Source organism: Streptococcus mitis subsp. hohhotensis (assembly GCF_000722775.1).
In the GTDB taxonomy this organism is placed as follows: Bacteria; Bacillota; Bacilli; order Lactobacillales; family Streptococcaceae; genus Streptococcus; species Streptococcus carlssonii.
The window spans coordinates 99,186-125,827 of sequence record NZ_JPFZ01000010.1 but is presented as its reverse complement, the minus strand read 5'-3'; the positions used below and the strand labels follow the sequence as shown (position 1 = coordinate 125,827).

The 26,642-nt window shown below is 41.7% G+C and carries 26 protein-coding genes; 24 read left to right on the top strand and 2 right to left on the bottom strand.

Features of this window, described 5'->3' with window-relative positions; all coding sequences use genetic code 11:
• The 24 genes from yqeH to SK608_RS11775 all read left to right on the top strand — a co-directional run bounded on the left by yqeH (position 1) and on the right by SK608_RS11775 (position 23,968).
• A complete protein-coding gene (yqeH, locus tag SK608_RS07955) occupies positions 1–1,107 on the top strand; it encodes a ribosome biogenesis GTPase YqeH (RefSeq protein WP_033678020.1) in 1,107 nt (368 codons plus the stop codon).
• 213 nt (positions 1,108–1,320) lie between these two features.
• A complete protein-coding gene (gene yhbY / locus SK608_RS07950; RefSeq protein ID WP_000060169.1) occupies positions 1,321–1,632 on the top strand; it encodes a ribosome assembly RNA-binding protein YhbY in 312 nt (103 codons plus the stop codon).
• 50 nt (positions 1,633–1,682) lie between these two features.
• Entirely contained in the window at positions 1,683–2,312 is a 630-nt protein-coding gene (locus tag SK608_RS07945) for a nicotinate-nucleotide adenylyltransferase (protein WP_033678017.1), read from the top strand.
• A complete protein-coding gene (yqeK, locus tag SK608_RS07940) occupies positions 2,312–2,905 on the top strand; it encodes a bis(5'-nucleosyl)-tetraphosphatase (symmetrical) YqeK (RefSeq protein ID WP_033678015.1) in 594 nt (197 codons plus the stop codon). Before SK608_RS07945 ends, yqeK begins: the two co-directional genes overlap by 1 nt.
• Positions 2,906–3,406, top strand: coding sequence for a cysteine hydrolase family protein (locus SK608_RS07935; RefSeq protein ID WP_033678011.1), 501 nt, complete (start codon positions 2,906–2,908; stop codon positions 3,404–3,406).
• Between the two features lie 12 nt (positions 3,407–3,418).
• Positions 3,419–3,772, top strand: coding sequence for a ribosome silencing factor (gene rsfS / locus SK608_RS07930; protein WP_001003029.1), 354 nt, complete (start codon positions 3,419–3,421; stop codon positions 3,770–3,772).
• A 111-nt stretch (positions 3,773–3,883) separates the two neighbouring features.
• Positions 3,884–4,624, top strand: coding sequence for a class I SAM-dependent DNA methyltransferase (locus SK608_RS07925; protein ID WP_033678081.1), 741 nt, complete (start codon positions 3,884–3,886; stop codon positions 4,622–4,624).
• A 9-nt stretch (positions 4,625–4,633) separates the two neighbouring features.
• Complete coding sequence (locus tag SK608_RS07920) at positions 4,634–5,731, top strand: nucleotidyltransferase (protein ID WP_000156370.1); 1,098 nt, start codon at positions 4,634–4,636, stop codon at positions 5,729–5,731.
• A gap of 131 nt (positions 5,732–5,862) precedes the next feature.
• Entirely contained in the window at positions 5,863–6,117 is a 255-nt protein-coding gene (locus tag SK608_RS07915; RefSeq protein ID WP_000388574.1) for a type II toxin-antitoxin system Phd/YefM family antitoxin, read from the top strand.
• A 3-nt stretch (positions 6,118–6,120) separates the two neighbouring features.
• Positions 6,121–6,375, top strand: coding sequence for a Txe/YoeB family addiction module toxin (locus SK608_RS07910; protein WP_000924733.1), 255 nt, complete (start codon positions 6,121–6,123; stop codon positions 6,373–6,375).
• Between the two features lie 341 nt (positions 6,376–6,716).
• The gene (locus tag SK608_RS07905) at positions 6,717–9,464 is read left to right on the top strand and encodes an SIR2 family protein (protein ID WP_033678006.1); all 2,748 of its coding nucleotides are present in this window, start codon (positions 6,717–6,719) and stop codon (positions 9,462–9,464) included.
• 333 nt (positions 9,465–9,797) lie between these two features.
• A complete protein-coding gene (locus SK608_RS07900; RefSeq protein ID WP_033678004.1) occupies positions 9,798–11,411 on the top strand; it encodes a ribonuclease Y in 1,614 nt (537 codons plus the stop codon).
• Between the two features lie 129 nt (positions 11,412–11,540).
• Positions 11,541–12,167, top strand: coding sequence for a guanylate kinase (gene gmk, locus SK608_RS07895; RefSeq protein ID WP_000775041.1), 627 nt, complete (start codon positions 11,541–11,543; stop codon positions 12,165–12,167).
• Positions 12,168–12,191: 24 nt separating this feature from the next.
• The gene (gene rpoZ / locus SK608_RS07890; protein WP_000979235.1) at positions 12,192–12,506 is read left to right on the top strand and encodes a DNA-directed RNA polymerase subunit omega; all 315 of its coding nucleotides are present in this window, start codon (positions 12,192–12,194) and stop codon (positions 12,504–12,506) included.
• Between the two features lie 65 nt (positions 12,507–12,571).
• Entirely contained in the window at positions 12,572–14,968 is a 2,397-nt protein-coding gene (locus SK608_RS07885; RefSeq protein WP_033678003.1) for a primosomal protein N', read from the top strand.
• 12 nt (positions 14,969–14,980) lie between these two features.
• Complete coding sequence (gene fmt, locus SK608_RS07880) at positions 14,981–15,916, top strand: methionyl-tRNA formyltransferase (protein WP_033678002.1); 936 nt, start codon at positions 14,981–14,983, stop codon at positions 15,914–15,916.
• Positions 15,909–17,222, top strand: coding sequence for a 16S rRNA (cytosine(967)-C(5))-methyltransferase RsmB (gene rsmB / locus SK608_RS07875; protein WP_033678079.1), 1,314 nt, complete (start codon positions 15,909–15,911; stop codon positions 17,220–17,222). Before fmt ends, rsmB begins: the two co-directional genes overlap by 8 nt.
• A gap of 14 nt (positions 17,223–17,236) precedes the next feature.
• Entirely contained in the window at positions 17,237–17,977 is a 741-nt protein-coding gene (locus tag SK608_RS07870; RefSeq protein ID WP_000406242.1) for a Stp1/IreP family PP2C-type Ser/Thr phosphatase, read from the top strand.
• A complete protein-coding gene (pknB, locus tag SK608_RS07865; RefSeq protein ID WP_033678001.1) occupies positions 17,974–19,875 on the top strand; it encodes a Stk1 family PASTA domain-containing Ser/Thr kinase in 1,902 nt (633 codons plus the stop codon). Before SK608_RS07870 ends, pknB begins: the two co-directional genes overlap by 4 nt.
• Before the next feature lie 87 nt (positions 19,876–19,962).
• The gene (locus SK608_RS07860) at positions 19,963–20,721 is read left to right on the top strand and encodes a threonine/serine exporter family protein (RefSeq protein ID WP_033677999.1); all 759 of its coding nucleotides are present in this window, start codon (positions 19,963–19,965) and stop codon (positions 20,719–20,721) included.
• A gap of 1 nt (position 20,722) precedes the next feature.
• A complete protein-coding gene (locus tag SK608_RS07855) occupies positions 20,723–21,172 on the top strand; it encodes a threonine/serine exporter family protein (RefSeq protein ID WP_033677998.1) in 450 nt (149 codons plus the stop codon).
• Between the two features lie 112 nt (positions 21,173–21,284).
• Positions 21,285–22,457 carry a hydroxymethylglutaryl-CoA synthase gene (locus tag SK608_RS07850; RefSeq protein WP_033677995.1) on the top strand — a complete coding sequence of 391 codons (1,173 nt, stop codon included), beginning with the start codon at positions 21,285–21,287 and terminating at the stop codon, positions 22,455–22,457.
• On the top strand, positions 22,457–23,731 hold the full coding sequence (locus tag SK608_RS07845; RefSeq protein WP_033677994.1) for a hydroxymethylglutaryl-CoA reductase, degradative: 1,275 nt from the start codon (positions 22,457–22,459) through the stop codon (positions 23,729–23,731). The genes SK608_RS07850 and SK608_RS07845 overlap by 1 nt, the downstream gene beginning before the upstream one ends.
• A gap of 45 nt (positions 23,732–23,776) precedes the next feature.
• Positions 23,777–23,968 carry a hypothetical protein gene (locus SK608_RS11775; protein ID WP_033677993.1) on the top strand — a complete coding sequence of 64 codons (192 nt, stop codon included), beginning with the start codon at positions 23,777–23,779 and terminating at the stop codon, positions 23,966–23,968.
• On the opposite strand, the gene SK608_RS07835 is transcribed toward SK608_RS11775, so the two are convergent.
• Together SK608_RS07835 and SK608_RS07830 are read right to left on the bottom strand one after the other, a co-directional pair.
• Complete coding sequence (locus tag SK608_RS07835) at positions 23,965–24,930, bottom strand: LacI family DNA-binding transcriptional regulator (RefSeq protein WP_033677991.1); 966 nt, start codon at positions 24,928–24,930, stop codon at positions 23,965–23,967. The genes SK608_RS11775 and SK608_RS07835 overlap by 4 nt on opposite strands.
• Positions 24,911–26,365, bottom strand: coding sequence for a sucrose-6-phosphate hydrolase (locus SK608_RS07830; protein WP_033677989.1), 1,455 nt, complete (start codon positions 26,363–26,365; stop codon positions 24,911–24,913). The genes SK608_RS07835 and SK608_RS07830 overlap by 20 nt, the downstream gene beginning before the upstream one ends.
• Positions 26,366–26,642 lie beyond the last annotated feature (277 nt).

Sequence of the window (26,642 nt, the reverse complement as noted above, 5' to 3'; positions counted from 1 at the left end):
ATGGAAGAAATTCTCTGTATTGGTTGTGGAGCAACCATTCAGACGACAGACAAGGCTGGTCTTGGATTTACTCCCCAGTCGGCACTTGAAAAAGGTTTGGAGACTGGCGAAGTCTATTGCCAACGCTGTTTCCGTCTCCGTCACTACAATGAAATCACGGATGTCCAGTTGACGGACGATGATTTCCTCAAGCTCTTGCACGAGGTAGGAGACAGTGATGCCTTAGTGGTTAATGTTATTGATATCTTTGACTTTAATGGCTCTGTCATCCCAGGCTTACCACGTTTTGTCTCGGGCAATGATGTCCTCTTGGTGGGAAATAAAAAAGATATCCTGCCCAAGTCTGTTAAACCAGGCAAGATTAGCCAGTGGCTCATGGAACGTGCCCACGAAGAAGGACTTCGTCCAGTCGATGTCGTCCTAACTTCAGCACAAAACAAACATGCCATTAAGGAAGTCATTGACAAGATTGAACACTACCGTAAGGGTCGTGATGTCTATGTGGTTGGTGTAACCAACGTTGGAAAATCAACCCTCATCAATGCTATTATCCAAGAAATCACGGGTGACCAGAATGTCATTACGACGTCACGCTTCCCAGGGACGACCTTGGACAAAATCGAGATTCCGCTTGATGATGGTTCTTATATCTACGATACGCCAGGAATCATCCACCGCCACCAGATGGCCCACTACTTGACGGCCAAAAACCTCAAGTATGTTAGCCCTAAAAAGGAGATCAAGCCTAAGACCTATCAGCTCAATCCTGAACAAACCCTGTTTTTAGGTGGTTTGGGACGCTTTGACTTCATTGCAGGTGAGAAGCAAGGTTTCACAGCCTTCTTTGATAATGAACTCAAACTCCATCGTACCAAGCTTGAAGGCGCTAGTGCATTTTATGATAAGCACGTTGGAACTCTTCTAACACCGCCAAATAGCAAGGAAAAAGAAGATTTTCCCAAATTGGTCCAACATGTATTTAACATCAAGGACAAGACAGACCTAGTCATCTCAGGCCTAGGCTGGATCCGCGTAACAGGCACCGCAAAAGTCGCCGTCTGGGCACCAGAAGGCGTCGCCGTCGTCACACGAAAAGCGATTATTTAAACACAGAAAGGAAAGGGTTATCTGAATTCGGGCGAGCCTTGCGAGCCCATAACGAATACTTTTCGCTGTGGTGTCAGTTGGTACAAGTGATTGTACCAACTGCGGAAAATTTGAGACCTTAGGCTCAAATTTTAGTCATGAAAGTCCGAAGGACTTTGCTGACGTCCGTCACCACTTCAGAAAAGTATAAAAAGAAACTCTTTTAAAGAAATTATGTCACTAACATCAAAACAACGTGCCTTCCTCAACAGCCAGGCACACACCCTCAAACCCATCATCCAAATCGGGAAAAATGGCCTTAACGACCAAATCAAAACCAGCGTCCGTCAAGCTCTTGACGCCCGCGAATTGATTAAAGTAACGCTCTTACAAAACACTGATGAAAACATCCACGAAGTAGCTGAAATCTTGGAAGAAGAAATCGGTGTGGATACAGTCCAAAAAATCGGACGCATCTTGATTTTGTTTAAACAATCCAGTAAGAAAGAAAATCGCAAGATTTCTAAAAAAGTCAAAGAAATCTAAAAAACTACTCCAAATAACTGTTTTTACAGAGAAATAAAGGAGACTAGCCTATGGCAATCGAATTATTGACTCCCTTTACCAAGGTAGAGTTGGAGCCAGAAATCAAGGAGAAAAAACGCAAACAAGTCGGGATTTTAGGGGGGAATTTTAACCCTGTTCACAATGCCCATCTGATCGTTGCGGACCAAGTGCGGCAACAGTTGGGACTGGATCAGGTTCTGCTCATGCCTGAGTACCAACCTCCTCACGTAGATAAAAAGGAAACCATCCCTGAGCACCATCGTCTCAAGATGCTTGAATTGGCGATTGAGGGGATTGAAGGACTAGCCATTGAAACCATTGAGTTGGAGCGCAAGGGCATTTCTTACACCTACGACACCATGAAGCTTCTAACTGAGAAGAATCCAGATACAGATTATTATTTTATCATCGGTGCCGACATGGTGGACTATCTGCCCAAGTGGTACCGAATTGATGAACTGGTCGACATGGTTCAGTTTGTGGGGGTTCAGCGTCCACGCTACAAGGCTGGAACTTCCTATCCCGTTATCTGGGTGGATGTGCCTCTCATGGATATCTCATCCAGCATGGTGCGTGACTTCCTTGCCCAAGGACGAAAACCCAACTTTCTCCTACCTCAGCCGGTGCTAGCCTATATCGAGAAGGAGGGGCTTTACTGATGGCCTATCAAGACTATATCAACTGCTCTCGTGAGGCTTTGTTGAAAAAAATGGCAGAGCTTCTTCCTGAAAAGCGCTTAACCCATTGCTTGGGTGTGGAGCGTGCAGCCATTGAACTAGCCCAACGATTTGGAGTTGATGTCGAGAAAGCAGGTCTAGCAGGCCTTCTTCATGACTATGCTAAGAAGTTGTCAGATCAGGAATTTCTAGACTTGATTGACCGATATCAGCTAGACCCTGACCTCAAAAACTGGGGTAATAATGTCTGGCATGGTATGGTTGGAATTTACAAGATTCAAGAAGACTTGGATTTGCATGATCCGGAAATCCTGCGAGCTATTGAAATCCATACAGTCGGGGCTGACCAGATGACAGACTTAGATAAGGTTGTCTATGTCGCAGACTATATTGAACACAATCGTGCCTTTCCAGGAGTGGATGTGGCACGTGAGATTGCAAGTTTGTCACTTAATAAGGCAGTAGCTTATGAGACAGCTCGCACTGTGGAGCATCTAGCTCATCAGGGATTCCCTATCTATCCCCAAACCCTTGAAACCTATAACGCCTTTGTGCACTATTTGAAAGAGGACTAAATGAAGACGGCTTTTATAATCATTGATGTTCAGAATGTTTTAGTAGAAACTGGGTTCCAGACAAAAAGTCTATTGGAAAAAATTTCTTATTTACAAAACCAGGCTAGAAGCAAGAATATTGAAATTATCTATGTTCAACATATTGAGAACTCTGAAGCTCAAACATCAGAAGATTGGCAGTTATCTGCGCTTTTAAATCGAAAAACTGATGAAAAGGTCTTTCAGAAGAAGTATAACAGTATTTTCAAAGAAACTGGCTTAAAAGAATACTTGGATAAACAGGGGATTGACAAATTAGTTTTATGTGGTATGCAGACAGAATATTGTGTGGATACCTCTGTCAAGGTTGCCTTTGAATATGGCTATAAGCTGATTATTCCAGAAGGTGCTGTCACAACCTTTGATGGGGATGACATTCCAGCAGAAACGATAAATGAATTTTATGAGGGCATTTGGGAGGGGCGCTTTGCAGATGTCCTAGATTACAAACATATTTTCTAGAAAGAGGACTAAATGAACGAAAAAGAATTACTAGAACTAGTCGTGAAAGCGGCTGATGAGAAACGTGCGGAGGATATCCTCGCACTTGACGTACAAGAATTGACCAGCGTGACGGACTACTTTGTTATCACTAGCTCAATGAATAGCCGTCAGTTGGATGCTATCGCTGATAATATCCGTGAAAAAGTAGCCCAAGCAGGCTTTAAAGGTAGCCATGTCGAAGGTGATGCAGCTGGAGGTTGGGTCTTGCTGGACCTAGGCGCTGTCGTTGTGCATATCTTCTCAGAAGAAATGCGTGCCCACTATAACCTAGAAAAACTATGGCATGAGGCGAATTCAGTAGATATTTCAGAAGCTCTTGCTTAGAAGATGAACTCAGTTGTAGTCAACTGGGTTTTATTTGCTTATTTTAGAAAAAATTGATAGAAAGGTAAAGAGCGAGTGGTGTTTGCCATGGAGGCTCTTGGTATCATGATTATGGCAACTTATGAAACCTTTGCGGCGGTCTATGATGAAGTCATGGACGATAGTTTATACGATAAATGGACGGATTTTTCTCTGCGTCACTTGCCAAAAACTAAGGAGAGAAAGAAACTCTTGGAATTGGCTTGTGGGACAGGTATCCAGTCTGTTCGCTTTTCTCAAGCTGGTTTTGATGTGACTGGCCTGGACTTGAGTGCTGATATGTTGAAGATTGCCGAGAAGAGAGCTTCTTCAGCCAAACAAAAGATTGATTTTATGGAAGGCAATATGCTGGATTTGTCTAAGGTGGGTAAATATGATTTTGTCACCTGTTATTCGGACTCAATCTGCTACATGCAGGATGAGGTGGAAGTCGGGGACGTTTTTAAAGAAGTCTATAATGCTCTCAACGAAGATGGCATCTTCATCTTTGATGTGCATTCGACCTACCAGACAGACGAAGTTTTTCCAGGCTATTCCTACCATGAAAATGCAGAAGACTTCGCTATGCTTTGGGATACCTATGAGGATGCAGCACCTCACTCCATCGTCCATGAGCTGACTTTCTTTATCAAGGAGGCTGACGGCTCCTTTAGTCGCCACGATGAAGTGCATGAGGAGCGGACTTATGAGGTCCTGACCTATGATATTTTGCTGGAACAGGCTGGTTTCAAATCCTTCAAACTCTATGCCGACTTTGAGGACAAGGAGCCAACAGAAACTAGCACCCGTTGGTTTTTTGTCGCTCAGAAGTAGGAGATTACCATGACCATTACAGGTATTATCGCGGAGTTCAATCCTTTTCATAATGGGCATAAATACCTACTGGAGCAGGCTGAGGGACTGAAAATCGTTGCCATGTCTGGGAATTTCATGCAGAGAGGCGAGCCTGCAATTGTGGATAAGTGGACACGGGCCCAGATGGCGCTAGAAAATGGAGCGGATCTGGTGGTGGAATTGCCCTTTTTAGTCAGTGTTCAGGCGGCGGATTTTTTCGCCCAAGGGGCTGTGGATATCTTGGCGCGTTTGGGCATTGATACTCTAGCTTTTGGTACAGAGGAAGTTCTGGATTATCAAAAAACTGCTGATTTATACACAGAGCAAGGTGTTGAGATGGAGAAATTTGTGGAAAATCTGCCTGATTCTCTTTCCTATCCCCAGAAAACCCAAGCTATGTGGAAGGAATTTGCTGGTCTTGATTTTTCAGGCAATACGCCCAACCATGTTCTTGCTCTTGCATATGTCAAAGCAGTTGCTGGACGAAACATCAAGTTGCATCCGATTCAGCGTCAGGGTGCTGGTTACCATTCTGTGGACAAGGATGTGGACTTTGCCTCGGCGACAGCCCTTCGTCAGCACCAGAATGACCAAGATTTCTTAGAATGCTTTATGCCTTCTGTTGCCCTTTTTGAGCAGGCTAGTAAGGTGAGCTGGGATGACTATTTTCCCTTGCTCCGATACCAAATCTTGTCAAATCCAGAACTAACCACCATTTATCAGGTCAATCAAGAAATGGCAGTGCGCATCAAGGATGCCATCAAGACAGCCCAGTCTGTGGAAGAATTGGTAGAAGCGGTTGCGACCAAACGTTACACCAAGGCGCGTGTCAGACGCCTCTTGACCTATATCTTAGTACAGGCAAGAGAAAGTGATTTGCCAGAAGGGATTCATGTCCTTGGATTTACCGAAAAAGGCAGGCAGCATCTTAAGTCTCTGAAAGGGCAGGTCAATCTAGTCAGCCGAATTGGCAAAGAACCCTGGGATGCCATGACTCAAAAGGCAGACCAGATTTACCAACTAGGAAAGCCAAGTATAGAAGAGCAGAATTTTGGCAGAGTGCCGGTTAGAATAGAAAAGAACTAAGTCTACTGCAAAGTAGGCTTTTTGAGATTTTTTACGAATAAATAGATAGAAAAGAAAATCTTGTACAAGTTCCTGACAATTTCTTTCTTTTCGTGTATAATAGTGGAAAAGAGGTAAAATGAGGTATGGTTATGGAAGCAGTTCTTTACTCAACATTCCGAAATCATTTAAAAGACTACATGAAGAAGGTAAACGATGAGTTTGAACCTTTGACGGTGGTCAATAAAAATCCAGATGAGGACATTGTAGTCCTTTCAAAGAGTGAGTGGGATAGTATTCAAGAAACCCTGAGAATCGCTCAAAATAAGGAGTTATCAGACAAGGTTTTGCGAGGAATGACTCAAGTTCGTGCTGGAAGTACTCAGGTCCATGTTATTGAGGAGTAAGAAATGCTGCTCAAGTTTACAGAAGATGCCTGGGCAGATTATTGCTACTGGCAAACTCAGGATAAGAAAACCCTAAAAAGAATCAACATGCTAATCAAGGATATTCAACGCGATCCATTTACAGGAATAGGTAAGCCAGAACCACTCAAGTATGACTACCAAGGAGCCTGGTCACGTCGTATTGACGCAGAAAATCGCTTGATTTATATGATGGATGGAGATAGCGTGGCTTTCTTGTCTTTCAAAGATCATTACTAAGTCTACTGAAAGGTGGGCTTTTTATTTTTAAATTTTAGCTAATAAATTAAAGATAAAGTTGATTGGAAAATGACAGATTTCATAAGTTAAAAAGCCAGTGAAAAATTTTAGTATAATAACTAGGTTCTTGTCCCTTGAATCCGCTTTATAGCTCTTATCTTGTGGTATAATGAAGAGAATTGTTAATATTAAAAATCATAATTGAATATAAAAGACAAACAAATTTTTATATTTATAAACAATGATAAACTCTTATTTATGATTATATAACAGAAAAGAAGAAAATTTCGAAGGATAATTTGTATTTATGTCATACAAACTAATGATAGGATGGTTCAAATATGGAAGAAAATTATAATTTATCTATAACTCAAATAAAGAATTCTATTAAAGAAAATTCCTTAGTTTTGTTTGTTGGTGCAGGAATATCAGCTAATTCTAATCTACCAACTTGGGGAGAATTGATTCAATCATTAAAAAAAGAATTGGACATACCAGAAGAAAGAACAGATAGTCCACTGAGAATTGCTCAGTATTATTATGATACTTTTGGGAAAAATCAGTACACAAAGAAGATAGAAGAAATTTTCTTTAAGAAGGGATTGAGTAAACCAAATGAGTTACATAAATTAATAGAAAAAATTGCACCAAAACATATTATTACGACAAACTATGATTCACTTCTGGAGAGTCAATTTGAAAGTGGCTTGTTAAAGTACAATGTAGTAGCTGAAGATAAAGACATCCCCTATACGAGTTCGGAAAGATACTTGATTAAAATGCATGGTGACTTCAGTAAGAAAAATATTGTTTTGAAAGAAGATGATTATTCAGACTATCATTTGAACTTCCCAATGATTTCTACTTTAATCCAGTCATTGATAATGAATCATACTCTATTGTTTGTGGGGTATTCTCTAAGTGATTCGACTTTTAATTCAATTTTTAGAATGATTCAAAATACATTTAAATTGGATGCTAAAAATGCTTATTTTTATACTCCCGAGGAACCGTCTATGATCATTCGAGAGTATTATAAGAAGCAAGGAATTTTCATTATCTCTAATGAAGAGAATCTAGGTCAGGAGACATCAGAAAAACAGAACAAATTGTATTGCAGGACAAAATATTTTTTAGAGGTTCTATCAGAAAACCGAAGTCAAGATGTAAATAATGCTGATGATTTATGGAATCAACTGGCTTTTTTAGATAGACTTAGTTTTATTGATGCGAAAGATTTTTCTAGATATTCTGATTTAAAGAAAAGGGCTTTAAACTGGGATGATGAGTATTGCTGGTTTGGAAATGATCAATCAAGATTTGAAATTGATGGTCATGAAGAATTACGAATTATGGTATCTAAAAAATCTTTATTAAACCGCTTTCTAGATATGGAGATTGGTGAGCCTAGAGATTTAAAGGGTAATCGATTCTTAAGTAAGGCTTTTAAGTTGTATGAAGAAAAACAATATTCCTTAGCAAAAGCAAAATTTAGAGAACTAGCTAATATAGCATTTCGTCAGAAAGACTATTTTAATTTTTTAGTTTGTGAATTTAATTTTCAGCAAATTCAAATAATTGATAGATACGAAAAAACACCTAGTTATGCAGAGCCACTTTATGATGGAGAATTAAACGAATTAACAGAACAAATTATTAACTCGGTTACTGGAGATGAGAAAAAGATTATAGAATTTTTTAGAGATTCAATCCTTAGTCTCAATTTTTTATATAAAAAATTAGAAACTATTAATGAATTATTTGATGAAATTCGTGAAGAGCATGAAAACTATAGAAGAGGAGGGTGGTCTGAAAATAATCATCTCTTTAATGCGGAGTTTACAGTAAAAAATCTTTATAACTTTTTAAAATTAAATTGTTTATGTGTTGAACATTATAAGATTTATAAATCAATCATTAATAGATATTTAGAAATATTATTACTCAGTTATGATAATTCATATATCAAACCTGAGGCAAGTGTTTTTGATAGAACAGCCTCTTGGCTTAAAAATCTTGATTTGGATGATGTCCAATTAATTCTGCCGAGTATAGATTTTAAGGTTGTAAATTTATATTTTAGAAACTATTCATTTGGCAAAATAAAAGTTACTGAGGAAGCAAAAGAATATTTGTTGAATCGAATTACTCATCTGCAAGAAAGTCTTAAAATTACTGAGGATGAAAAACTTCGAGAACTTAAAAATATACTAACTTTTCTTCCTCTTGTTGATGATATTGACATAGAAAGAGTAATAGATATTTTAAATACTCAGACACTGTATTATAATTGGAGCGAGGAAGTTAAGGGACTTATTAAAAATGTCCTCGCTAATATGGATGCTATTGATAAAGATTCATTGAAATCTAAGATAATTGGGACTGTAAATAAACATTTAAATGAAATATTGGAGAAAAATTTTTCTTTATATAATTCAGTGTACCCACTCTATTCACGGTTACTAGAATATTGCTCAACTGAACAGGAAACTGCAATAATAGTACTCGAAAAATTTAATACAGATATTTTAAGAATAAAATATAAAAATGATGATGTAAAAAGAATTGTAGAATATTCTGATTTGATATGCCACTTTTTTAAGTATTTTGAAGAGGATGTTAAAGATGATATTCTGGATATTCTAAAAGTCTATGAACAATCAGAGAACATTATTTACCACAAAGTAATTGATCTGATGAGTTCGAATGTCTATGATTTTCCTCAGATACAAAATAAAATCTACCATCATTTGATTAAAAGAATTAATGATAAAAGAGATGAGGGGGTTAAAACTTTCCCAGACCCAAGAGAAAAATCTGTATCAGATTTATATAACTTAAGTAGAAAAGGATATTTTTCTGATTTTAAGATTTTAAAAGATATTGAAGAAGATATTCTAGGTCTTTATCCTGAAGTAGATTGGACCTGGTTCCATGATAGAAGTGATGATGTTATCCATCGTCTATTAGAACATAGAACTCCCAATAATATTAAAACTTATTTTTCAAAAAATGAAGAAGATAATAAATTGATTAATGAGTATATTTTAAAAGCTCTAGAAGAGGACAAACTAATATTTAAGAAATAAATTGATACAACTAAGTAAAAATTGTTAAGTTGTGACAAATTTGACCTTGAAGATACGCTGTGATTTCTCAAAGTGAGTTTTCAAAGATTTGAAAGTAAAAATGTTTAAATCTAGCGGAACACTATTCGGCACGGCACCAGATAATCCATAGCTGTAGAGATTCTGCGGAACTTTTTGATAGTGACAATGAATTATCTCCTCAAAAATTCAAGAAACTGTAGTCCTAAAATTCCCCAAAACATATTCTATTTTAGGTTTGTGAAAATCACTTTTTTATGGTAGAATGTAAAAGAATGTATGTCATTCGGAATAACAATAAAATGAGGTAAAAACATGGAAATCATGTCGATTGCGATTGCTGTTTTTGCCGTCATCATTGGTTTAGTCATTGGATATGTCAGCATCTCAGCCAAGATGAAATCATCTCAGGAAGCTGCGGAGTTGATGCTTTTAAATGCTGAACAAGAAGCAACTAATTTACGTGGACAAGCTGAGCGTGAAGCAGATTTACTTGTTAATGAAGCCAAGCGTGAAAGCAAGTCTCTTAAAAAAGAAGCACTATTGGAGGCCAAAGAAGAAGCCAGAAAATACCGTGAAGAAGTGGACGCTGAATTCAAATCAGAACGTCAAGAACTCAAACAAATCGAAAGTCGTTTGACAGAGAGAGCTACTAGCCTCGACCGTAAGGACGACAATTTGACGAGTAAAGAACAAACACTTGAACAAAAAGAACAAAGTATTTCTGATAGAGCGAAAAACCTTGATGCGCGTGAAGAGCAATTAGAGGAAGTCGAAAGACAAAAAGAAGCAGAGCTAGAGCGTATTGGTGCTCTGTCTCAGGCAGAAGCACGAGATATTATCTTGGCTCAGACAGAGGAAAACTTGACCAAGGAGATTGCCAGCCGTATTCGTGAAGCTGAGCAAGAGGTCAAGGAACGTTCTGATAAAATGGCCAAGGACATCTTGGTTCAAGCTATGCAACGTATCGCTGGTGAATATGTAGCGGAGTCAACAAACTCAACGGTTCATCTGCCAGACGATACTATGAAGGGACGCATTATTGGTCGTGAAGGTCGTAATATTCGTACCTTTGAAAGTTTGACAGGGGTTGATGTGATTATCGACGATACACCAGAAGTGGTGACCTTGTCAGGTTTTGACCCGATTCGTCGTGAGATTGCTCGTATGACTATGGAAATGTTGCTCAAGGATGGTCGTATCCACCCAGCTCGTATCGAAGAGTTGGTTGAGAAAAACCGTCAAGAGATTGACAATAAGATCCGTGAATACGGTGAGGCCGCAGCCTATGAGATTGGTGCGCCAAACCTTCACCCTGACTTGATGAAGATTATGGGACGTTTGCAATTCCGTACTTCTTATGGACAAAATGTCTTGCGTCATTCGATTGAGGTTGCTAAGTTAGCTGGTATTATGGCGAGCGAGCTTGGTGAAAATGCGGCTCTTGCCCGTCGTGCTGGATTCCTTCACGATATCGGGAAAGCTATTGACCGCGAGGTTGAAGGTAGCCACGTTGAAATCGGTATGGAATTGGCCCGTAAGTACAAGGAACATCCAGTTGTGGTCAATACGATTGCTAGTCACCACGGAGATGTTGAAGCTGAGAGCGTCATTGCAGTTATCGTTGCTGCAGCAGATGCCTTGAGTGCAGCCCGTCCAGGTGCTCGTAGTGAGTCTCTTGAAAGCTACATCAAGCGTCTTCATGATTTGGAAGAAATTGCTAACGGCTTTGAAGGAGTACAAACTAGCTTTGCCCTTCAAGCAGGACGTGAAATCCGTATCATGGTCAATCCAGGACAAATCAAGGACGACAAAGTCACAATCTTGGCTCACAAAGTTCGCGAGAAAATTGAAAACAATCTCGATTACCCAGGAAATATCAAGGTAACCGTGATTCGCGAGCTTCGTGCAGTAGATTATGCTAAATAAATAAGAAAGAGCAGTTGAAAAATTACTGCTTTTTTGTTACACTAGATAGAAAGACTGTAAAGGATAATTTGGCTTTTTGCCATTATTCTAGAGAAATGTTATTTCACAGACTGACTAAAAGGAGACACAATGGCAGACCGAGGCTTACTAATCGTTTTTTCTGGTCCTTCAGGGGTTGGCAAAGGAACGGTTAGAAGAGAGATTTTTGAGAGTTCTGAAAACCAATTTCAATACTCTGTATCGATGACGACACGCGCACAACGTCCTGGAGAAGTGGACGGTGTTGACTATTTCTTCCGCACTCGTGAAGAGTTTGAAGAGCTGATTCGTCAAGGACAGATGTTGGAATACGCAGAATATGTCGGCAACTACTATGGAACTCCTCTGACCTATGTCAATGAAACCTTGGACAAGGGAATCGATGTTTTCCTTGAAATTGAGGTTCAGGGCGCTCTTCAGGTCAAGAAAAAGGTTCCAGATGCTGTCTTTATCTTCCTGACACCACCAGATTTGGATGAATTGCAAGATCGTTTGGTAGGACGTGGAACAGACAGTGCAGAAGTGATTGCCCAACGAATCGAAAAAGCCAAGGAAGAAATTGCCCTCATGCGTGAGTATGATTATGCGATTGTCAACGATCAGGTGCCCCTAGCTGCTGAGCGTGTCAAACGTGTGATCGAAGCAGAGCACTTCCGTGTGGATCGTGTCATTGGTCACTATCAGGAGATGTTACCAAAATCTCCAACTACTCGATAAAATTTAGAAAATAGGTATAAGCAAATGATGTTAAAACCCTCTATTGATACCTTGCTCGACAAGGTTCCATCAAAATATTCACTCGTAATCTTGGAAGCAAAACGTGCCCACGAATTGGAAGCAGGTGCGCCAGCAACTCAAGGTTTCAAGTCTGAAAAATCAACTCTTCGCGCTTTAGAAGAAATCGAATCAGGAAACGTTACAATTCATCCAGACCCAGAAGGGAAACGTGAAGCAGTGCGTCGCCGTATTGAAGAAGAAAAACGCCGCAAAGAAGAAGAAGAAAAGAAAATCAAAGAGCAAATCGCTAAAGAAAAAGAAGATGGTGAAAAAATTTAAGGTTGGGGGGACTCAATCTTATTTTTTCTATTGCAAGAATGGACTTAAAAGGAGGAGGTGAGAAGATGGCTATAGCCAAGATTATCGTAGATGTGCCCTTAATGCAGACAGACCAGCCCTATAGTTACAGGATTCCTAAGGAATTCGAGGGAATGCTGGAAGTTGGGATGCGGGTTCATGTGCCTTTTGGTAAGGGCAATCGCCTGATTCAAGGGATTGTTCTTGGTTTGGAGTCCCAACCAGATGAAGAAGAGATGGAGCAAGATTTAAAAGATGTTGCCGAGGTGTTGGATTTTTCACCTGTTCTCATCCAAGAACAACTCTGGCTAGCTGAAGAGCTCCGCAAGTCCGTCTTTTCCTATAAAATCTCTATCCTCAAGGCTATGTTACCGGGATTTCTAAACTCCAGCTATGACAAGATTCTCTATCCTCTGGAAGGCCTAAGTCAGGAAGACCGAGAGCGCTTGTTTGGTTCAGAAGATTCACTTGCCTTTTCTTCTCTAGATTTAGGTAAGCAAGCTGAAATGATGCGTTTGACTAGAAAAGGCCTGCTTGGTCTGGAATATCAGGCTGTCGATCAAAAGAAGGTCAAGACCCAGTCTTGGTATGAGGTGAATCTTGCTCAATTAGAAGGTGTTGAAATATCTGCACGCGCCAAGAAAAAGTTAGAACTGAGAGACTATTTGCTTTCTCATCCTGAGAGTGCTTCCTTGGCTAGTTTGTTAGAGTCCTATTCGCGAGAGCAAGTAAATTTCTTTGTGGAACAAGGTGCTGTTACCATAGTCCAAAAGGAAGTGCAACGCTCGGCTGCTTATTTTGAAGGAATTGAAGCAAGTAGACCTTTGGAGTTGAATCCAGAGCAAAGACAGGCGCGTGATGCGGTTGTCAGTGCGATTGGCAGTCATCAGCCTCCCTTCCTCCTTCAAGGGATTACAGGAAGTGGGAAGACCGAGGTTTACTTGCAGATTATCCAAGGGGCCTTGGACAAGGGCAAGACAGCTATTTTACTGGTGCCTGAGATTTCTTTGACTCCGCAGATGACGGAGCGTTTTATAGCTCGTTTTGGTGAGAAAGTGGCCATTCTTCACTCAGGCCTATCCAATGGTGAAAAGTATGATGAATGGCGCAAGGTGGAGCGTGGCGATGCTCAAGTTGTTGTGGGTGCCAGATCCGCCATCTTTGCTCCGCTGAAAAATCTGGGTGTCATGATTATTGATGAAGAGCATGAAGTGACTTATAAGCAGGACAGCAATCCCCGTTACCATGCCAGAGAGGTTGCTATTTTACGGTCTCAGTATAATCAAGCAGCTCTGGTACTTGGTTCAGCAACTCCTAGTCTAGAAAGCCGTGCTCGAGCTGGAAAAGGCGTCTATCAACATTTACGTCTGACCCAACGGGCTAATCCCTTAGCTAGGATCCCTGAGGTTCAAGTGATTGATTTTCGGGACTATATCGGACAAAATGAGACGTCAAACTTTACGCCCCCTTTGCTAGAATCCATTCAAGACCGTCTGGCTAAAAAAGAGCAGGTGGTTCTTATGCTCAATCGCCGTGGTTATTCTAGCTTTGTCATGTGTCGGGAGTGTGGGACGGTGGATACTTGTCCTAACTGTGACATTTCCCTGACCTTGCACATGGATACTAAGACCATGAACTGCCATTATTGTGGTTTTTCGAAGGATATTCCTCATGTTTGCCCCAACTGTAAGAGTCGCAGTATTCGTTACTATGGGACGGGAACACAGAAGGCTTATGACGAGCTGGCAGAACTCTTTCCTCAGGCACGTATTTTGCGCATGGATGTGGATACAACGCGCAAGAAAGGTAGTCACCAAGCTCTGCTTGACCAGTTTGGACAAGGGGAAGCGGATATTTTACTAGGTACTCAGATGATTGCCAAGGGATTGGATTTTCCCAATGTAACTCTAGTCGGAGTTCTAAATGCGGATACGGCCTTGAATCTGCCTGATTTCCGTTCTTCTGAGAGAACCTTCCAGCTCTTGACTCAGGTTGCAGGCCGGGCAGGCCGAGCTGAAAAAGCTGGGCAGGTCTTGATTCAGTCTTACAATCCTCAGCACTACGCTATTCGATTTGCCAAGGATCAGGACTACGAAGGCTTTTACGCTTATGAAATGGGAATCAGACGACAACTTGGCTATCCACCTTACTATTTCACCATTGGCATTACCCTTTCTCACAAGAAAGAAGAAGAGGTTGTCAAACGTGCCTATGAAGTTATGAACATTTTGCGATCAGGCTTGTCAGAGACCAGTCACATTCTGGGGCCAACGCCCAAACCCATTGCCCGTACCCACAACCTCTATCATTACCAGATTTTAATTAAATACCGTTTAGAAGATGAGTTGGGGCCGACTCTCAACCAGGTCTTGGCCTTGACTCAAGAACGGGAAAATAGTGAGCTCCGTCTCAGCATTGACCATGAGCCACAGCAATTTTTATAAGAAGGAGAAGATATGACAAAATTAATCTTTATGGGGACACCCGACTTTTCAGCAACAGTTTTAAAAGGGATTTTGACAGATGAGCGTTACGAAATTCTAGCCGTTGTGACCCAGCCAGACCGTGCTGTCGGACGCAAAAAAGTTATCCAAGAAACCCCAGTCAAGCAGGCTGCCAAGGAAGCAGGACTTCCTATCTACCAACCTGAAAAACTATCTGGAAGTCCAGAGATGGAAACTATTATGCAGCTAGGAGCAGATGGAATTGTGACTGCTGCATTTGGGCAGTTTCTCCCAAGTAAACTCCTTGATAGCATGGACTTTGCGGTCAATGTTCACGCTTCTCTTCTTCCTAAACATCGTGGTGGCGCGCCAATCCATTATGCCTTGATTCAAGGGGATGAGGAAGCTGGTGTAACCATTATGGAAATGGTTAAGGAAATGGATGCAGGGGATATGATTTCTCGTCGTAGTATTCCAATCACGGATGAGGACAATGTTGGCACCTTGTTTGAGAAATTAGCTCTTGTTGGTCGCGATTTGCTTTTGGACACTTTGCCTGCCTACATTGCTGGTGACATCAAACCTGAACCACAGGATCCAAGTCAGGTTACTTTCTCGCCAAATATCAAGCCAGAAGAAGAAAAACTGGACTGGAACAAAAGCAATCGTCAACTCTTTAACCAGATCCGTGGGATGAACCCGTGGCCTGTTGCCCATACTTTCCTTAAGGGCGACCGCTTTAAGATTTATGAAGCTCTAGCTGTAGAAGGTCAGGGAAATCCAGGAGAAATCCTCTCTATCGGCAAGAAAGAATTGATTGTCGCAACGGCAGAAGGGGCTCTATCCCTCAAACAAGTGCAGCCGGCTGGTAAACCTAAGATGGACATTGCTTCCTTCCTCAACGGAGTTGGACGTACATTGACTGTAGGAGAACGATTTGGTGACTAAAGTAGAAACGGCTAGAAGTTTAGCCCTAGCGGTATTAGAAGATGTCTTTATCAATCAAGCATACTCAAATATCGCCTTAAATAAACACCTCAAGGGAAGTCAACTTTCGGCAGCAGACAAGGGCTTGGTGACCGAGCTAGTCTATGGAACAGTAGCCCGTAAACTGACTCTGGAATGGTACCTATCACACTTTATCGAAGACAGAGACCAGTTAGACAGTTGGCTCTATGTCCTTCTTCTCATGAGTGCCTACCAACTCCGCTATTTGGATAAAATTCCAGACCATGCTGTGGTCAATGAAGCAGTAGAATTGGCCAAAGTCCGTAAAAAAGGCAGTGAAAAATTGGTCAACGCTGTCCTTCGCCGTATCTTGCGTGAAGGCTGGCCAGATATTGCCAGCATCAAACGAAAAAACAAGCGTGACTCCATAGCCTATTCCCTTCCGGTTTGGCTAGTTGCCAAGCTCAAGGAAGAATACGGAGAAGAGCGAGCGCAAGCTATTTTTGAAAGCCTTTTGGTGCGAAACAAGGCCAGCATTCGAGTGACTGATTTAAGTCGAAAAGAGGAAATCAAAGCCTTGTTGGAGGCTAGTGATTCGTCCTTGTCTGTTTCTGGTCTGGTTAAGGAGCAGGGGCATTTTGCAGGCCATGATTTGTTTGCAGATGGAGCCATTACCATCCAAGACGAGTCCAGTCAGCTGGTTGCTCCGACGCTTGATTTACAAGGTGATGAGCAGGTTCTAGATGCCTGTGCGGCTCCGGGTGGGAAAACCGCCCATATAGCCTCTTATCTCACGACAGGTCAGGTTACGGCTTTGGACTTGTACGATCACAAGTTGGATTTAATCCAAGAAAACGCCCAACGTCTAGGGGTTGCAGATCGGATTCAAAGGCAAAAATTAGATGCCAGAAAGGTGCATGAGTTTTTTGGTCAGGATTCTTTTGATAAGATTTTGGTGGATGCTCCCTGTTCAGGAATCGGTCTTCTGCGACGAAAACCAGACATCAAATACAATAAAGAAACGGCAGATTTCGCGCCCTTACAGGAAATTCAGCTAGAAATATTAGGTAGTGTTTGTCAAACACTACGCAAAGGTGGTATAATAACTTATAGTACCTGTACTATTGTCTCAGAGGAGAATTTTCAAGTCGTTGAGGCGTTTTTAGAAAGTCATCCTGAGTTCGAGCAGGTAAAACTAGAACATGAATGTAAGGATATCATGAAAGACGGCTGTATCCTCATTACACCTGAATTGTATGGAAGTGATGGATTCTTCATCAGTCAATTTCGCAAGATATCGGATTAGGAAGGAACTGACACATGGAAATTTCATTATTAACAGATGTTGGTCAGAAACGAACAAATAATCAAGACTATGTCAACCACTATGTCAATAGAGCTGGACGTACTATGATTATTTTAGCTGATGGGATGGGAGGTCATCGCGCAGGGAATATCGCTAGTGAAATGGCGGTAACAGACCTAGGTATAGCTTGGGTTGATACCCAGATCGATACAGTCAATGAAGTGCGTGAATGGTTCGCCAATTACCTAGAAATTGAAAATCAAAAGATTCATCAACTTGGACAAGATGATGCCTATAAAGGAATGGGAACAACTCTAGAAGCTGTTGCTATTATTGGCAATCAGGCTATCTATGCTCATATTGGAGATTCTCGTATCGGTTTGATTCGTGGAGAAGAGTACCACCAGTTGACGAGCGACCATTCCTTGGTCAATGAATTGCTCAAGGCTGGTCAATTGACACCTGAAGAAGCTGCTAGCCATCCACAGAAAAATATTATTACCCAGTCAATCGGTCAAAAAGATGAAGTTCAACCTGATTTTGGAATGATTACCCTTGAGCCAGGTGACTATCTCTTGCTCAATAGTGATGGTTTGACCAACATGATCTCAGGCAGTGAGATTTGTGATATTGTAACCAGTGATATTCCTTTGGCAGATAAAACAGCGACGCTTGTGCGTTTTGCTAACAATGCAGGAGGTTTAGACAACATTACGGTTGCCCTTGTTTCTATGAACGAGGAGGATGCAGAATGATCCAAATCGGCAAGATTTTTGCCGGACGCTATCGGATTGTGAAACAGATTGGCCGAGGAGGCATGGCAGATGTCTATTTGGCCAAGGATTTAATTCTAGACGGAGAAGAAGTGGCAGTGAAGGTCCTGAGGACCAACTACCAGACGGACCCGATAGCTGTAGCTCGTTTTCAGCGTGAAGCGAGAGCTATGGCAGATCTAGACCATCCTCATATCGTTCGGATAACAGATATTGGTGAGGAAGACGGTCAACAGTATCTTGCAATGGAGTATGTTGCTGGACTAGACCTCAAACGCTATATCAAGGAACACTATCCTCTTTCTAATGAAGAAGCAGTCCGTATTATGGGACAAATCCTCCTAGCTATGCGTTTGGCCCATACTCGAGGAATTGTTCACAGGGACTTGAAACCTCAAAATATCCTTTTGACACCAGATGGGACTGCCAAGGTCACAGACTTTGGGATTGCGGTCGCTTTTGCAGAGACAAGTCTGACTCAGACTAACTCTATGCTGGGTTCGGTTCATTACTTGTCACCAGAGCAGGCGCGTGGTTCTAAGGCGACTGTACAGAGTGATATCTATGCCATGGGGATTATTTTCTATGAGATGTTGACAGGCCATATCCCTTATGACGGGGATAGCGCGGTGACCATCGCTCTTCAGCATTTCCAGAAACCACTGCCGTCAGTTATTGATGAAAATCCATCTGTGCCTCAGGCTTTGGAGAATGTTGTTATCAAGGCAACTGCCAAGAAATTGACAGATCGTTATCAGTCAGTTGCAGAGATGTATGTGGACTTGTCTAGTAGCTTGTCTTACAATCGTCGTAATGAACCTAAACTGGTATTTAATGATACTACTAAGGCGGACACCAAGACTCTACCAAAAGTATCCCAGAGTACCTTGACTTCGATTCCTAAGGTGCAAACACAAAGTCCGAAGCCACAGACTGCGAAACCGAGTCAGCAGGTTTCAGAAGACAATTACGCAAGCAAGCCTGTTAAGAAACGGAAATTTAGAGTTCGTTATATGATTTTGTTGGCCAGCATTGTATTGGTGGCAGCTTCTCTTATTTGGATACTATCCAGAACTCCTGCAACCATTGCCATTCCAGATGTGGCAGGTCAGACAGTTGCGGAGGCCAAGGAAACGCTCAAGAAAGCCAATTTTGAGATTGGCGAGGAGAAATCAGAGGCTAGTGAAAAGGTGGAAGAAGGGCGGATTATCCGTACAGATCCTGAAGCTGGAAAGACTCGAAAAGAAGGTTCGAAAATCAATTTGGTTGTTTCATCAGGCAAGCAATCTTTCCAATTGAGTAACTATATCGGCCGTAAATCGACAGATGTTATAGCAGAACTCAAGCAGAAGAAGGTTCCTGAAAATCTCATTAAAATTGAGGAAGAGGAATCAAGTGAGAGCGAAGCAGGAACTGTTCTCAGACAGAGTCCAGCTGCTGGAACAACCTATGATTTGAGCAAGGCCTCAACGATTACCTTAACCGTTGCTAAGAAAGTAACCAGCGTTTCTATGCCAAGTTATAAAGGATCTAGTCTTGAATTTACTAAAAATAATCTTGTTCAAATTGTTGGGATTAAGGAAGCCAATATTGAAGTTGTAGAAGTGTCGACAGCTCCTGATGGAACTGCTGATGGGACTGTTGTAGAGCAAAGTCCAAAAGCAGGCGAAAAGGTTGATTTGACTAAGACGCGTGTCAAGATTTCAATCTACAAACCAAAAACACCACCGTCAACGTCATCATCAGCACCAGCCCAACGTGGAAACCAAGGTTCTACTACGACACCAAGTCAGGGGAACCAACAAGGAAATCAACGAGGGAATGCACCTGCTACGACTCAATCAAGTAGTGAAGGGAACCACGAAAATTCTCGTGATTAAACGAATCTTTGTCATGATTTCATGGCAAAGATTTTTTTGAGTCCGGATTTGTGATAGAATAGAGGGAGTTGATAAAAGGAGGCAAGCATGGAAGAATCAAAAGAATTAAATGCCGTTATTGATGTGATTATGCTAGCAGGAACCATTCTTCTCAAAAGTGGTTCAGAGATTCATCGCGTAGAAGATACCATGATTCGTATTGCGCATTCGCAGGGGATTGTGGATTGCAATGTTCTTGCCATGCCTGCTGCCATCTTTTTTTCCATTGAAAATACCAATATTTCGCGAATGAAACGCGTGACCTCCTCTTCTTATAACATCGAAAAAGTCTGCGATGTCAACCAGATTTCTCGTCAGCTGGTTGGGGGGCAGATTGATTTAGAAACAGCCTTCAAGCAATTGACTGCTTTGCAAGCCCAACCCCTTCCTTATACCAAGTTGCAGGTGACTCTGGCTGCGACCTTTAGTGCTCCTTTCTTTTCGGTTATGTTTAGTGGAAATATCTACGACGCACTCGGGGCAGGAGTGGCTACCTTATTTGGTTTTGCTTTTTCCCTCTATGTGGAAAAGTTTATCCGAATTCCTTTTGTAACAGCCTTTGCTGGGGCCTTCGTCTTTGGGATGATTGCTCAGTTTTGGGCTCGCTACACAGGCTTTCCTTCGACAGCAGATTTGATTATAGCTGGTGCGGTCATGCCGTTTGTACCAGGAATTGCCTTGACCAATGCGGTCCGTGATATTATGACTAACCACATAAACTCTGGTATGAGCAAGATGTTTGAATCCCTGCTCATTACCCTTGCTTTAGGGGCGGGAACTTCTGTCGCCTTGGTATTGATGAATTAATATGACACTAACAACCTTTTTATTACAAGCAATAGCAAGTCTTCTTGCTATTATTACCTTTCTAATCGTACTCAATGTGCAACGCTCTATGCTCTTACCTGGAGGGATTTTGGGCATGGCTGTCTGGCTAATCTATCTTTTGCTCAAAGAACCGACCAATGTTATTGTGGCTACTTTTATTGCCGCCATTATCGGTTCTTGTGTCAGCCAGATTTTAAGTATTCTTTATAAGACACCTGCTGTGGTCTTTATCTTGGCCATTTTGGCACCTCTGGTTCCGGGTTATCTCTCCTATCGGACAACTGCCTTTTTTGTGACGGGAGATTACAGTCATGCCATTGCTAGTGCAACCTTGGTTGTTATGTTGGCTTTGGTGATTTCCATTGGAATGGCTAGTGGAACAGTGATTCTCAGACTGTATTCTCACTTACGAAAACAGTATAAAAGTTAGATTCATAAGGGACTTGATTTGGTGAATCAAGTCTTTTTTCTCTCTTTTACTGCCATTTGTGATAAAATAGTATAGAACGATTTTTTACATGAATGATAAAACAGAGGTAAATATGACAATCGGTATTGATAAGATTGGTTTTGCGACCAGTCAATATGTCTTGAAATTACAAGACTTAGCAGAAGCGAGGGGAATTGACCCTGAAAAATTAAGCAAAGGACTCTTACTCAAGGAATTGAGTATTGCGCCTCTAACTGAGGATATCGTGACCTTGGCAGCCAGTGCAAGTGATTCTATTTTAACTGAGCAAGAAAGAGCAGAGATTGATATGGTCATTGTGGCGACTGAGTCAGGAATTGACCAAAGTAAGGCTGCAGCCGTCTTTGTACATGGTTTGCTGGGCGTTCAGCCCTTTGCTCGTAGTTTCGAGATTAAAGAAGCCTGCTATGGAGCGACAGCTGCCCTTCATTATGCCAAATTGCATGTGGAAAATTCTCCAGAGTCCAAGGTCTTGGTCATTGCCAGTGATATTGCCAAATATGGTATTGAAACTCCAGGAGAACCCACTCAAGGTGCCGGCAGTGTGGCCATGTTGATTACACAAAATCCGCGCATGATGGCCTTTAATAATGACAATGTGGCTCAGACCCGTGACATCATGGATTTCTGGCGACCAAATTACTCAACAACCCCTTATGTAAATGGTGTTTATTCTACCCAGCAATACTTGGATAGTTTGAAAACGACTTGGCTTGAATACCAAAAACGCTACCAGCTTACTTTGGATGATTTTGCGGCGGTTTGCTTCCACTTGCCTTATCCTAAATTAGCGCTAAAAGGCTTGAAAAAAATCATGGATAAGAACTTGCCTCAGGAGAAAAAAGACCTCTTGCAAAAGCATTTTGATCAGTCTATTCTCTACAGTCAAAAGGTGGGGAATATCTACACAGGTTCGCTTTTCCTTGGACTTTTGTCTCTCTTGGAAAATACAGATAGCTTGAAAGCTGGGGATAAAATCGCCCTTTATAGTTATGGAAGCGGGGCTGTGGCTGAGTTCTTCAGTGGTGAATTGGTTGAAGGATATGAAGCTTATCTGGATAAAGACCGTTTGAACAAGCTCAACCAACGGACTGCCTTGTCTGTTGCAGACTATGAAAAAGTTTTCTTTGAAGAAGTTGACTTGGATGAAACAAACTCTGCCCAGTTTGCTGGCTATGAAAATCAAGATTTTGCCTTGGTTGAAATTATCGACCACCAACGCCGTTATAGCAAGGTTGAAAAATAATGAAGATAAGTTGGAATGGATTTTCTAAAAAATCATACCAAGAGCGCCTTGAGTTGTTGCAAACTCAGGCGCTCCTTAGTCCTGAGAGGCAAGCGAGTCTGGAGAAGGATGAACAGATGAGTGTGACTGTTGCAGACCAGCTGAGTGAGAATGTAGTGGGGACTTTTTCTCTGCCTTATTCGCTGGTCCCAGAGGTTCTCGTTAACGGTCAGGAATACACAGTTCCCTATGTGACGGAAGAACCCTCTGTGGTTGCTGCGGCCAGCTATGCAAGTAAAATCATCAAGCGTGCAGGCGGTTTTACTGCTCAAGTCCATGAGCGCCAGATGATTGGGCAGGTAGCTCTTTATCAAGTTGCTAATCCTAAACAAGCGCAAGAGAAAATTGCCAGCAAGAAAGCCGAACTCTTGGAACTTGCCAATCAAGCCTATCCTTCTATCGTCAAACGTGGAGGCGGGGCGCGTGATTTACATGTAGAACAGCTCAAAAACGAAACAGACTTTCTAGTCGTTTATCTTCATGTCGATACCCAGGAAGCCATGGGAGCCAATATGCTCAACACCATGCTGGAAGCCTTGAAACCAGTCTTAGAAGAACTCAGCCAGGGACAGAGTCTCATGGGAATTCTGTCTAATTACGCGACCGATTCTCTAGTGACTGCAAACTGTCGCATCGCCTTTCGTTACTTGAGCCGCCAAAAGGATCAAGGACGAGAAATTGCAGAGAAGATAGCCTTGGCTAGTCAGTTTGCGAAGGCTGATCCTTATCGAGCTGCTACTCATAATAAAGGGATTTTTAATGGTATAGATGCCATTTTAATAGCCACTGGTAATGACTGGCGTGCCATTGAGGCAGGGGCCCATGCCTTTGCCAGTCGAGATGGACATTACCAAGGTCTTAGCTCTTGGCGTCTAGACTTGGAGACAGAAGAATTGGTTGGTCAAATGACTCTTCCTATGCCTGTAGCGACCAAGGGTGGCTCTATCGGCCTCAACCCCCGTGTAGCGCTCAGTCATGAATTACTGGGAAATCCTTCTGCCAAAGAATTAGCCCAGATTATCGTGTCTATCGGTCTTGCCCAAAATTTTGCTGCCCTCAAAGCCTTGGTGAGCACAGGGATTCAGCAAGGGCACATGAAATTGCAGGCCAAATCCTTAGCACTCCTAGCAGGTGCCAGTGAGTCTGAAGTCGCTCCCCTAGTCGAGCAACTTATCGCAGATAAAACCTTTAACCTAGAGACAGCCCAGCGCTATCTCGAAAATTTAAGATTATAAAAAACTCAGACGAATTCTGTCTGAGTTTTCTTGTGCTTATACTCAATGAAAATCAAAGAGCAAACTAAGAAGCTAGCCGCAAGTTGCTCAAAGCACTGCTTTGAGGTTGTAGATAAGACTGACGAAGCCAGCTCAAAACACTGTTTTGAGGTTGTGGATAGAACTGACGAAGTCAGTAACCATATCTACGGTAAGGCGACGCTGACGTGGTTTGAAGAGATTTTCGAAGAGTATTAAATACTTTTTCCTGGTAATAGGGTGACTGGTAAGAAGTAACCGGTTGTTGCGACTTCCTTGCCTTCGATCTTTTGTAATAGGAGGTCAACAGTGAGTTGAGCAATCTCTTGCATAGGTTGCTTAATCGTTGTTAAATGAGGGTAGTAATTCTCGATAAAGTAAGTCCCATCATAGCCGATGACTTTGAGATCTTCTGGGACAGAGATTCCCAGTTCTTGAGCAATTTTAATGACTAGAATAGCAGTCAAATCATCTGAAGCAAAAATGGCATCTGGTTTTTGACGAGTCAAGATATTCTTGATTTCCATTTCTTTTCTGACAGGAGAAAAGTCGCTTGAAACATTGATAATAGGAGCTTTTGGGAGTATGGAAGCAAAACCAGCGTGGCGTAGTCCAGTTGGCGAGTTAGAATTGTCATTCCCTGTAATCATGATGATAGACTGGGCGCCTGTCTTAACCAAGGTCTGGGCAGCCAGAATACCACCAGCATAGTTGTCAGAGGAAACGACAGGAATGTCTGGTGACAAGTTTCGGTCAAAGGAAATAATCGGCGCTGTCACGCGATTGTAGTCTTCAATTCCTAGGTTGTGACTACCAGAAATGATGCCGTCCACCTGATTGGCTTCCAACATTTCAATGTATTCACGTTCCTTCTCAGAATCATGTTCACTGTTGCAGATGATGGTCTTGTAACCATTTTTGAAGAGTTGGTGTTCCAATTTATCAATCAATTCTGCATAGAAAACGTTGGAAATATTTGGGAAAATCAAGCCGATTAACTTAGCTGATTTTCCTTGCAGACTACGAGCTAGGTTGTTGGGTTTATAGCCCAATTCTCGCATGGCTTCATTAACCTTTTGAATGGTTTTCTCTGATAAATACCCTTTTTTGTTGATAACCCGAGAAACGGTAGTAGGGCTGACGCCTGCAAGTTTGGCGACATCAGTTAGTTTTGCGACCATAATCTAATTCATAGTAAGTTCCAGTTGGGTTTCCAGATTTGATGAGGATCCCATTTTGGTCCGCATGTGGGAAGACACGACCAGAAAATACTTTTTCTCCTTTATTGATGAAAATTTCAAAGACAGAGTTATCGATGAAGATTGTAGCAGTAGTAGCTTGATTGTCGATAGGGCAAGAACGTGTAGTTCCAAATTCTTGGGCATACTGTTCTCCAGCCTGACTACGATCCACTGTTACTTGACCATTTACAAGGTCAAAGTTGATTGAAAGTCCCTTCCCTTCTTTGTTAGCAAGTAAGACAATCTCGCTCTGGCTATTGGCTTCCAAGTTGAGTTCGAGTTCGTAAGTGTTCTTGGTTTGGGCACGGTTTGAGAAGGCTTCTTCAGTAGCACGAAGGTCCTTGATAGCTGCGACTGGGTATTGATAAAGTTTGCCGTCTTTGATAGTGAGTTCCTTGACCAAAGAGAAGGTTCCTTGGTGGTCAAAACGGTCAGATGGATATGAAACATCAGGCAAGCCAAGCCAGCTAACAGCTAGAGCACGTCCATCAGGAGCGTTGAAGGCTTGAGTTGCATAGGCTTCGAAACCATAGTCCATGTTTTGAAGTTGAGATACATCTACCATTTTAGCATTTTCAGGGTCAAAGGAAGCCCCAATCTTATACATATTTGGAAAGATATTATCGTAGTCTAGAACCTTCTTATCCAATCCTTGTGGGCAGTAGAGAAGGACAGGTTGTTCCCCTACAAAGACCAGATTTGGGCATTCCATCATGTAGGCAGTGCGGTCGTTAGCAAAGTCAAGATCGCCAACAGCTTGCCAGTTTGTGTAGTCGTTGTCAACAGCCTTGTAGAGACGGACGAAGCCTTTTTTCTTCAAGTCCTGTCCACCAACGATAGCATAATATTGCCCCTTAAAGTTAAAAATTTGCGGGTCGCGGAAGTGGTCAGTAGAGTCTGCTGGTTGGTCAATCAAAATCTTGTCAATCTTTGTAATCTTGCCATCCTTGTCCATCAAAGCCCCAATCTGGTATGGGTGACGGATCCAGTTTTCATTACGAACATTTCCTGTATAAAATAGGAACAAGTTATCGCCAAACTGCATGGCAGAACCAGAGTAGGCACCATGGCTATCTAATGGAGTATCTGGTAAAACTTTGATTCCAGTTTCTCTAAAGTGAATCAAATCATCACTTTCTAGCTGTGCCCAAGATTTCAAACCGTGGGCTGCACCAAAAGGAAAATTCTGGTAAAAGAGGATCCACTTGCCATCAAAGTAAGAAAAGCCATTTGGGTCGTTGAGAAGTCCTGTTTTTGGCTCAACATGGTAATGAGTATGCCATGGAGATTGTGCCATATTTTCTTTTATATTTTGAATTTCTTCTTGCGTCCAATCTTGATAAAGTCTGTAACGACGCTCAGTAGTCCATTCCATTCATTCATTCCTCCAAAAATCTTATCACATTTAATAGTAACCGTTTTCGATAAAAAATGCAAGCCTTTTATGTTAAAAAAGAGAAAAAACTGTTAAACGTTTATCATAAATTTAAAGCAGGAAATTAATCAACTTTTCAAGAAAATATGAAAGATAATGAAACAAAAGCCTTTTAACTAAGATTTCAAACTTGTTTTTTAAGGAATTCCTGCTAAAACAGTCAAAATCAATCAATCTAAAGCGAGCTTACTAAGTGGATAGAATATTTTTTCTGCAA

Bases quoted from the DNA above. Each gene is read 5' to 3' on its own strand.
- SK608_RS07915 (WP_000388574.1), top strand. From the start codon at position 5,863: ATGGAAGCAGTTCTTTACTCAACATTCCGAAATCATTTAAAAGACTAC.
- SK608_RS07830 (WP_033677989.1), bottom strand. From the start codon at position 26,365: ATGGAATGGACTACTGAGCGTCGTTACAGACTTTATCAAGATTGGACG.
- SK608_RS07900 (WP_033678004.1), top strand. From the start codon at position 9,798: ATGGAAATCATGTCGATTGCGATTGCTGTTTTTGCCGTCATCATTGGT.
- pknB (WP_033678001.1), top strand. From the start codon at position 17,974: ATGATCCAAATCGGCAAGATTTTTGCCGGACGCTATCGGATTGTGAAA.
- SK608_RS07945 (WP_033678017.1), top strand. From the start codon at position 1,683: ATGGCAATCGAATTATTGACTCCCTTTACCAAGGTAGAGTTGGAGCCA.
- rsfS (WP_001003029.1), top strand. From the start codon at position 3,419: ATGAACGAAAAAGAATTACTAGAACTAGTCGTGAAAGCGGCTGATGAG.
- SK608_RS07920 (WP_000156370.1), top strand. From the start codon at position 4,634: ATGACCATTACAGGTATTATCGCGGAGTTCAATCCTTTTCATAATGGG.
- yqeK (WP_033678015.1), top strand. From the start codon at position 2,312: ATGGCCTATCAAGACTATATCAACTGCTCTCGTGAGGCTTTGTTGAAA.
- SK608_RS11775 (WP_033677993.1), top strand. From the start codon at position 23,777: ATGAAAATCAAAGAGCAAACTAAGAAGCTAGCCGCAAGTTGCTCAAAG.
- SK608_RS07870 (WP_000406242.1), top strand. From the start codon at position 17,237: ATGGAAATTTCATTATTAACAGATGTTGGTCAGAAACGAACAAATAAT.
- SK608_RS07855 (WP_033677998.1), top strand. From the start codon at position 20,723: ATGACACTAACAACCTTTTTATTACAAGCAATAGCAAGTCTTCTTGCT.
- SK608_RS07835 (WP_033677991.1), bottom strand. From the start codon at position 24,930: ATGGTCGCAAAACTAACTGATGTCGCCAAACTTGCAGGCGTCAGCCCT.
- SK608_RS07850 (WP_033677995.1), top strand. From the start codon at position 21,285: ATGACAATCGGTATTGATAAGATTGGTTTTGCGACCAGTCAATATGTC.
- fmt (WP_033678002.1), top strand. From the start codon at position 14,981: ATGACAAAATTAATCTTTATGGGGACACCCGACTTTTCAGCAACAGTT.
- SK608_RS07860 (WP_033677999.1), top strand. From the start codon at position 19,963: ATGGAAGAATCAAAAGAATTAAATGCCGTTATTGATGTGATTATGCTA.
- SK608_RS07845 (WP_033677994.1), top strand. From the start codon at position 22,457: ATGAAGATAAGTTGGAATGGATTTTCTAAAAAATCATACCAAGAGCGC.
- rpoZ (WP_000979235.1), top strand. From the start codon at position 12,192: ATGATGTTAAAACCCTCTATTGATACCTTGCTCGACAAGGTTCCATCA.
- gmk (WP_000775041.1), top strand. From the start codon at position 11,541: ATGGCAGACCGAGGCTTACTAATCGTTTTTTCTGGTCCTTCAGGGGTT.
- yhbY (WP_000060169.1), top strand. From the start codon at position 1,321: ATGTCACTAACATCAAAACAACGTGCCTTCCTCAACAGCCAGGCACAC.
- SK608_RS07910 (WP_000924733.1), top strand. From the start codon at position 6,121: ATGCTGCTCAAGTTTACAGAAGATGCCTGGGCAGATTATTGCTACTGG.
- SK608_RS07925 (WP_033678081.1), top strand. From the start codon at position 3,884: ATGGCAACTTATGAAACCTTTGCGGCGGTCTATGATGAAGTCATGGAC.
- SK608_RS07935 (WP_033678011.1), top strand. From the start codon at position 2,906: ATGAAGACGGCTTTTATAATCATTGATGTTCAGAATGTTTTAGTAGAA.
- yqeH (WP_033678020.1), top strand. From the start codon at position 1: ATGGAAGAAATTCTCTGTATTGGTTGTGGAGCAACCATTCAGACGACA.
- SK608_RS07885 (WP_033678003.1), top strand. From the start codon at position 12,572: ATGGCTATAGCCAAGATTATCGTAGATGTGCCCTTAATGCAGACAGAC.
- SK608_RS07905 (WP_033678006.1), top strand. From the start codon at position 6,717: ATGGAAGAAAATTATAATTTATCTATAACTCAAATAAAGAATTCTATT.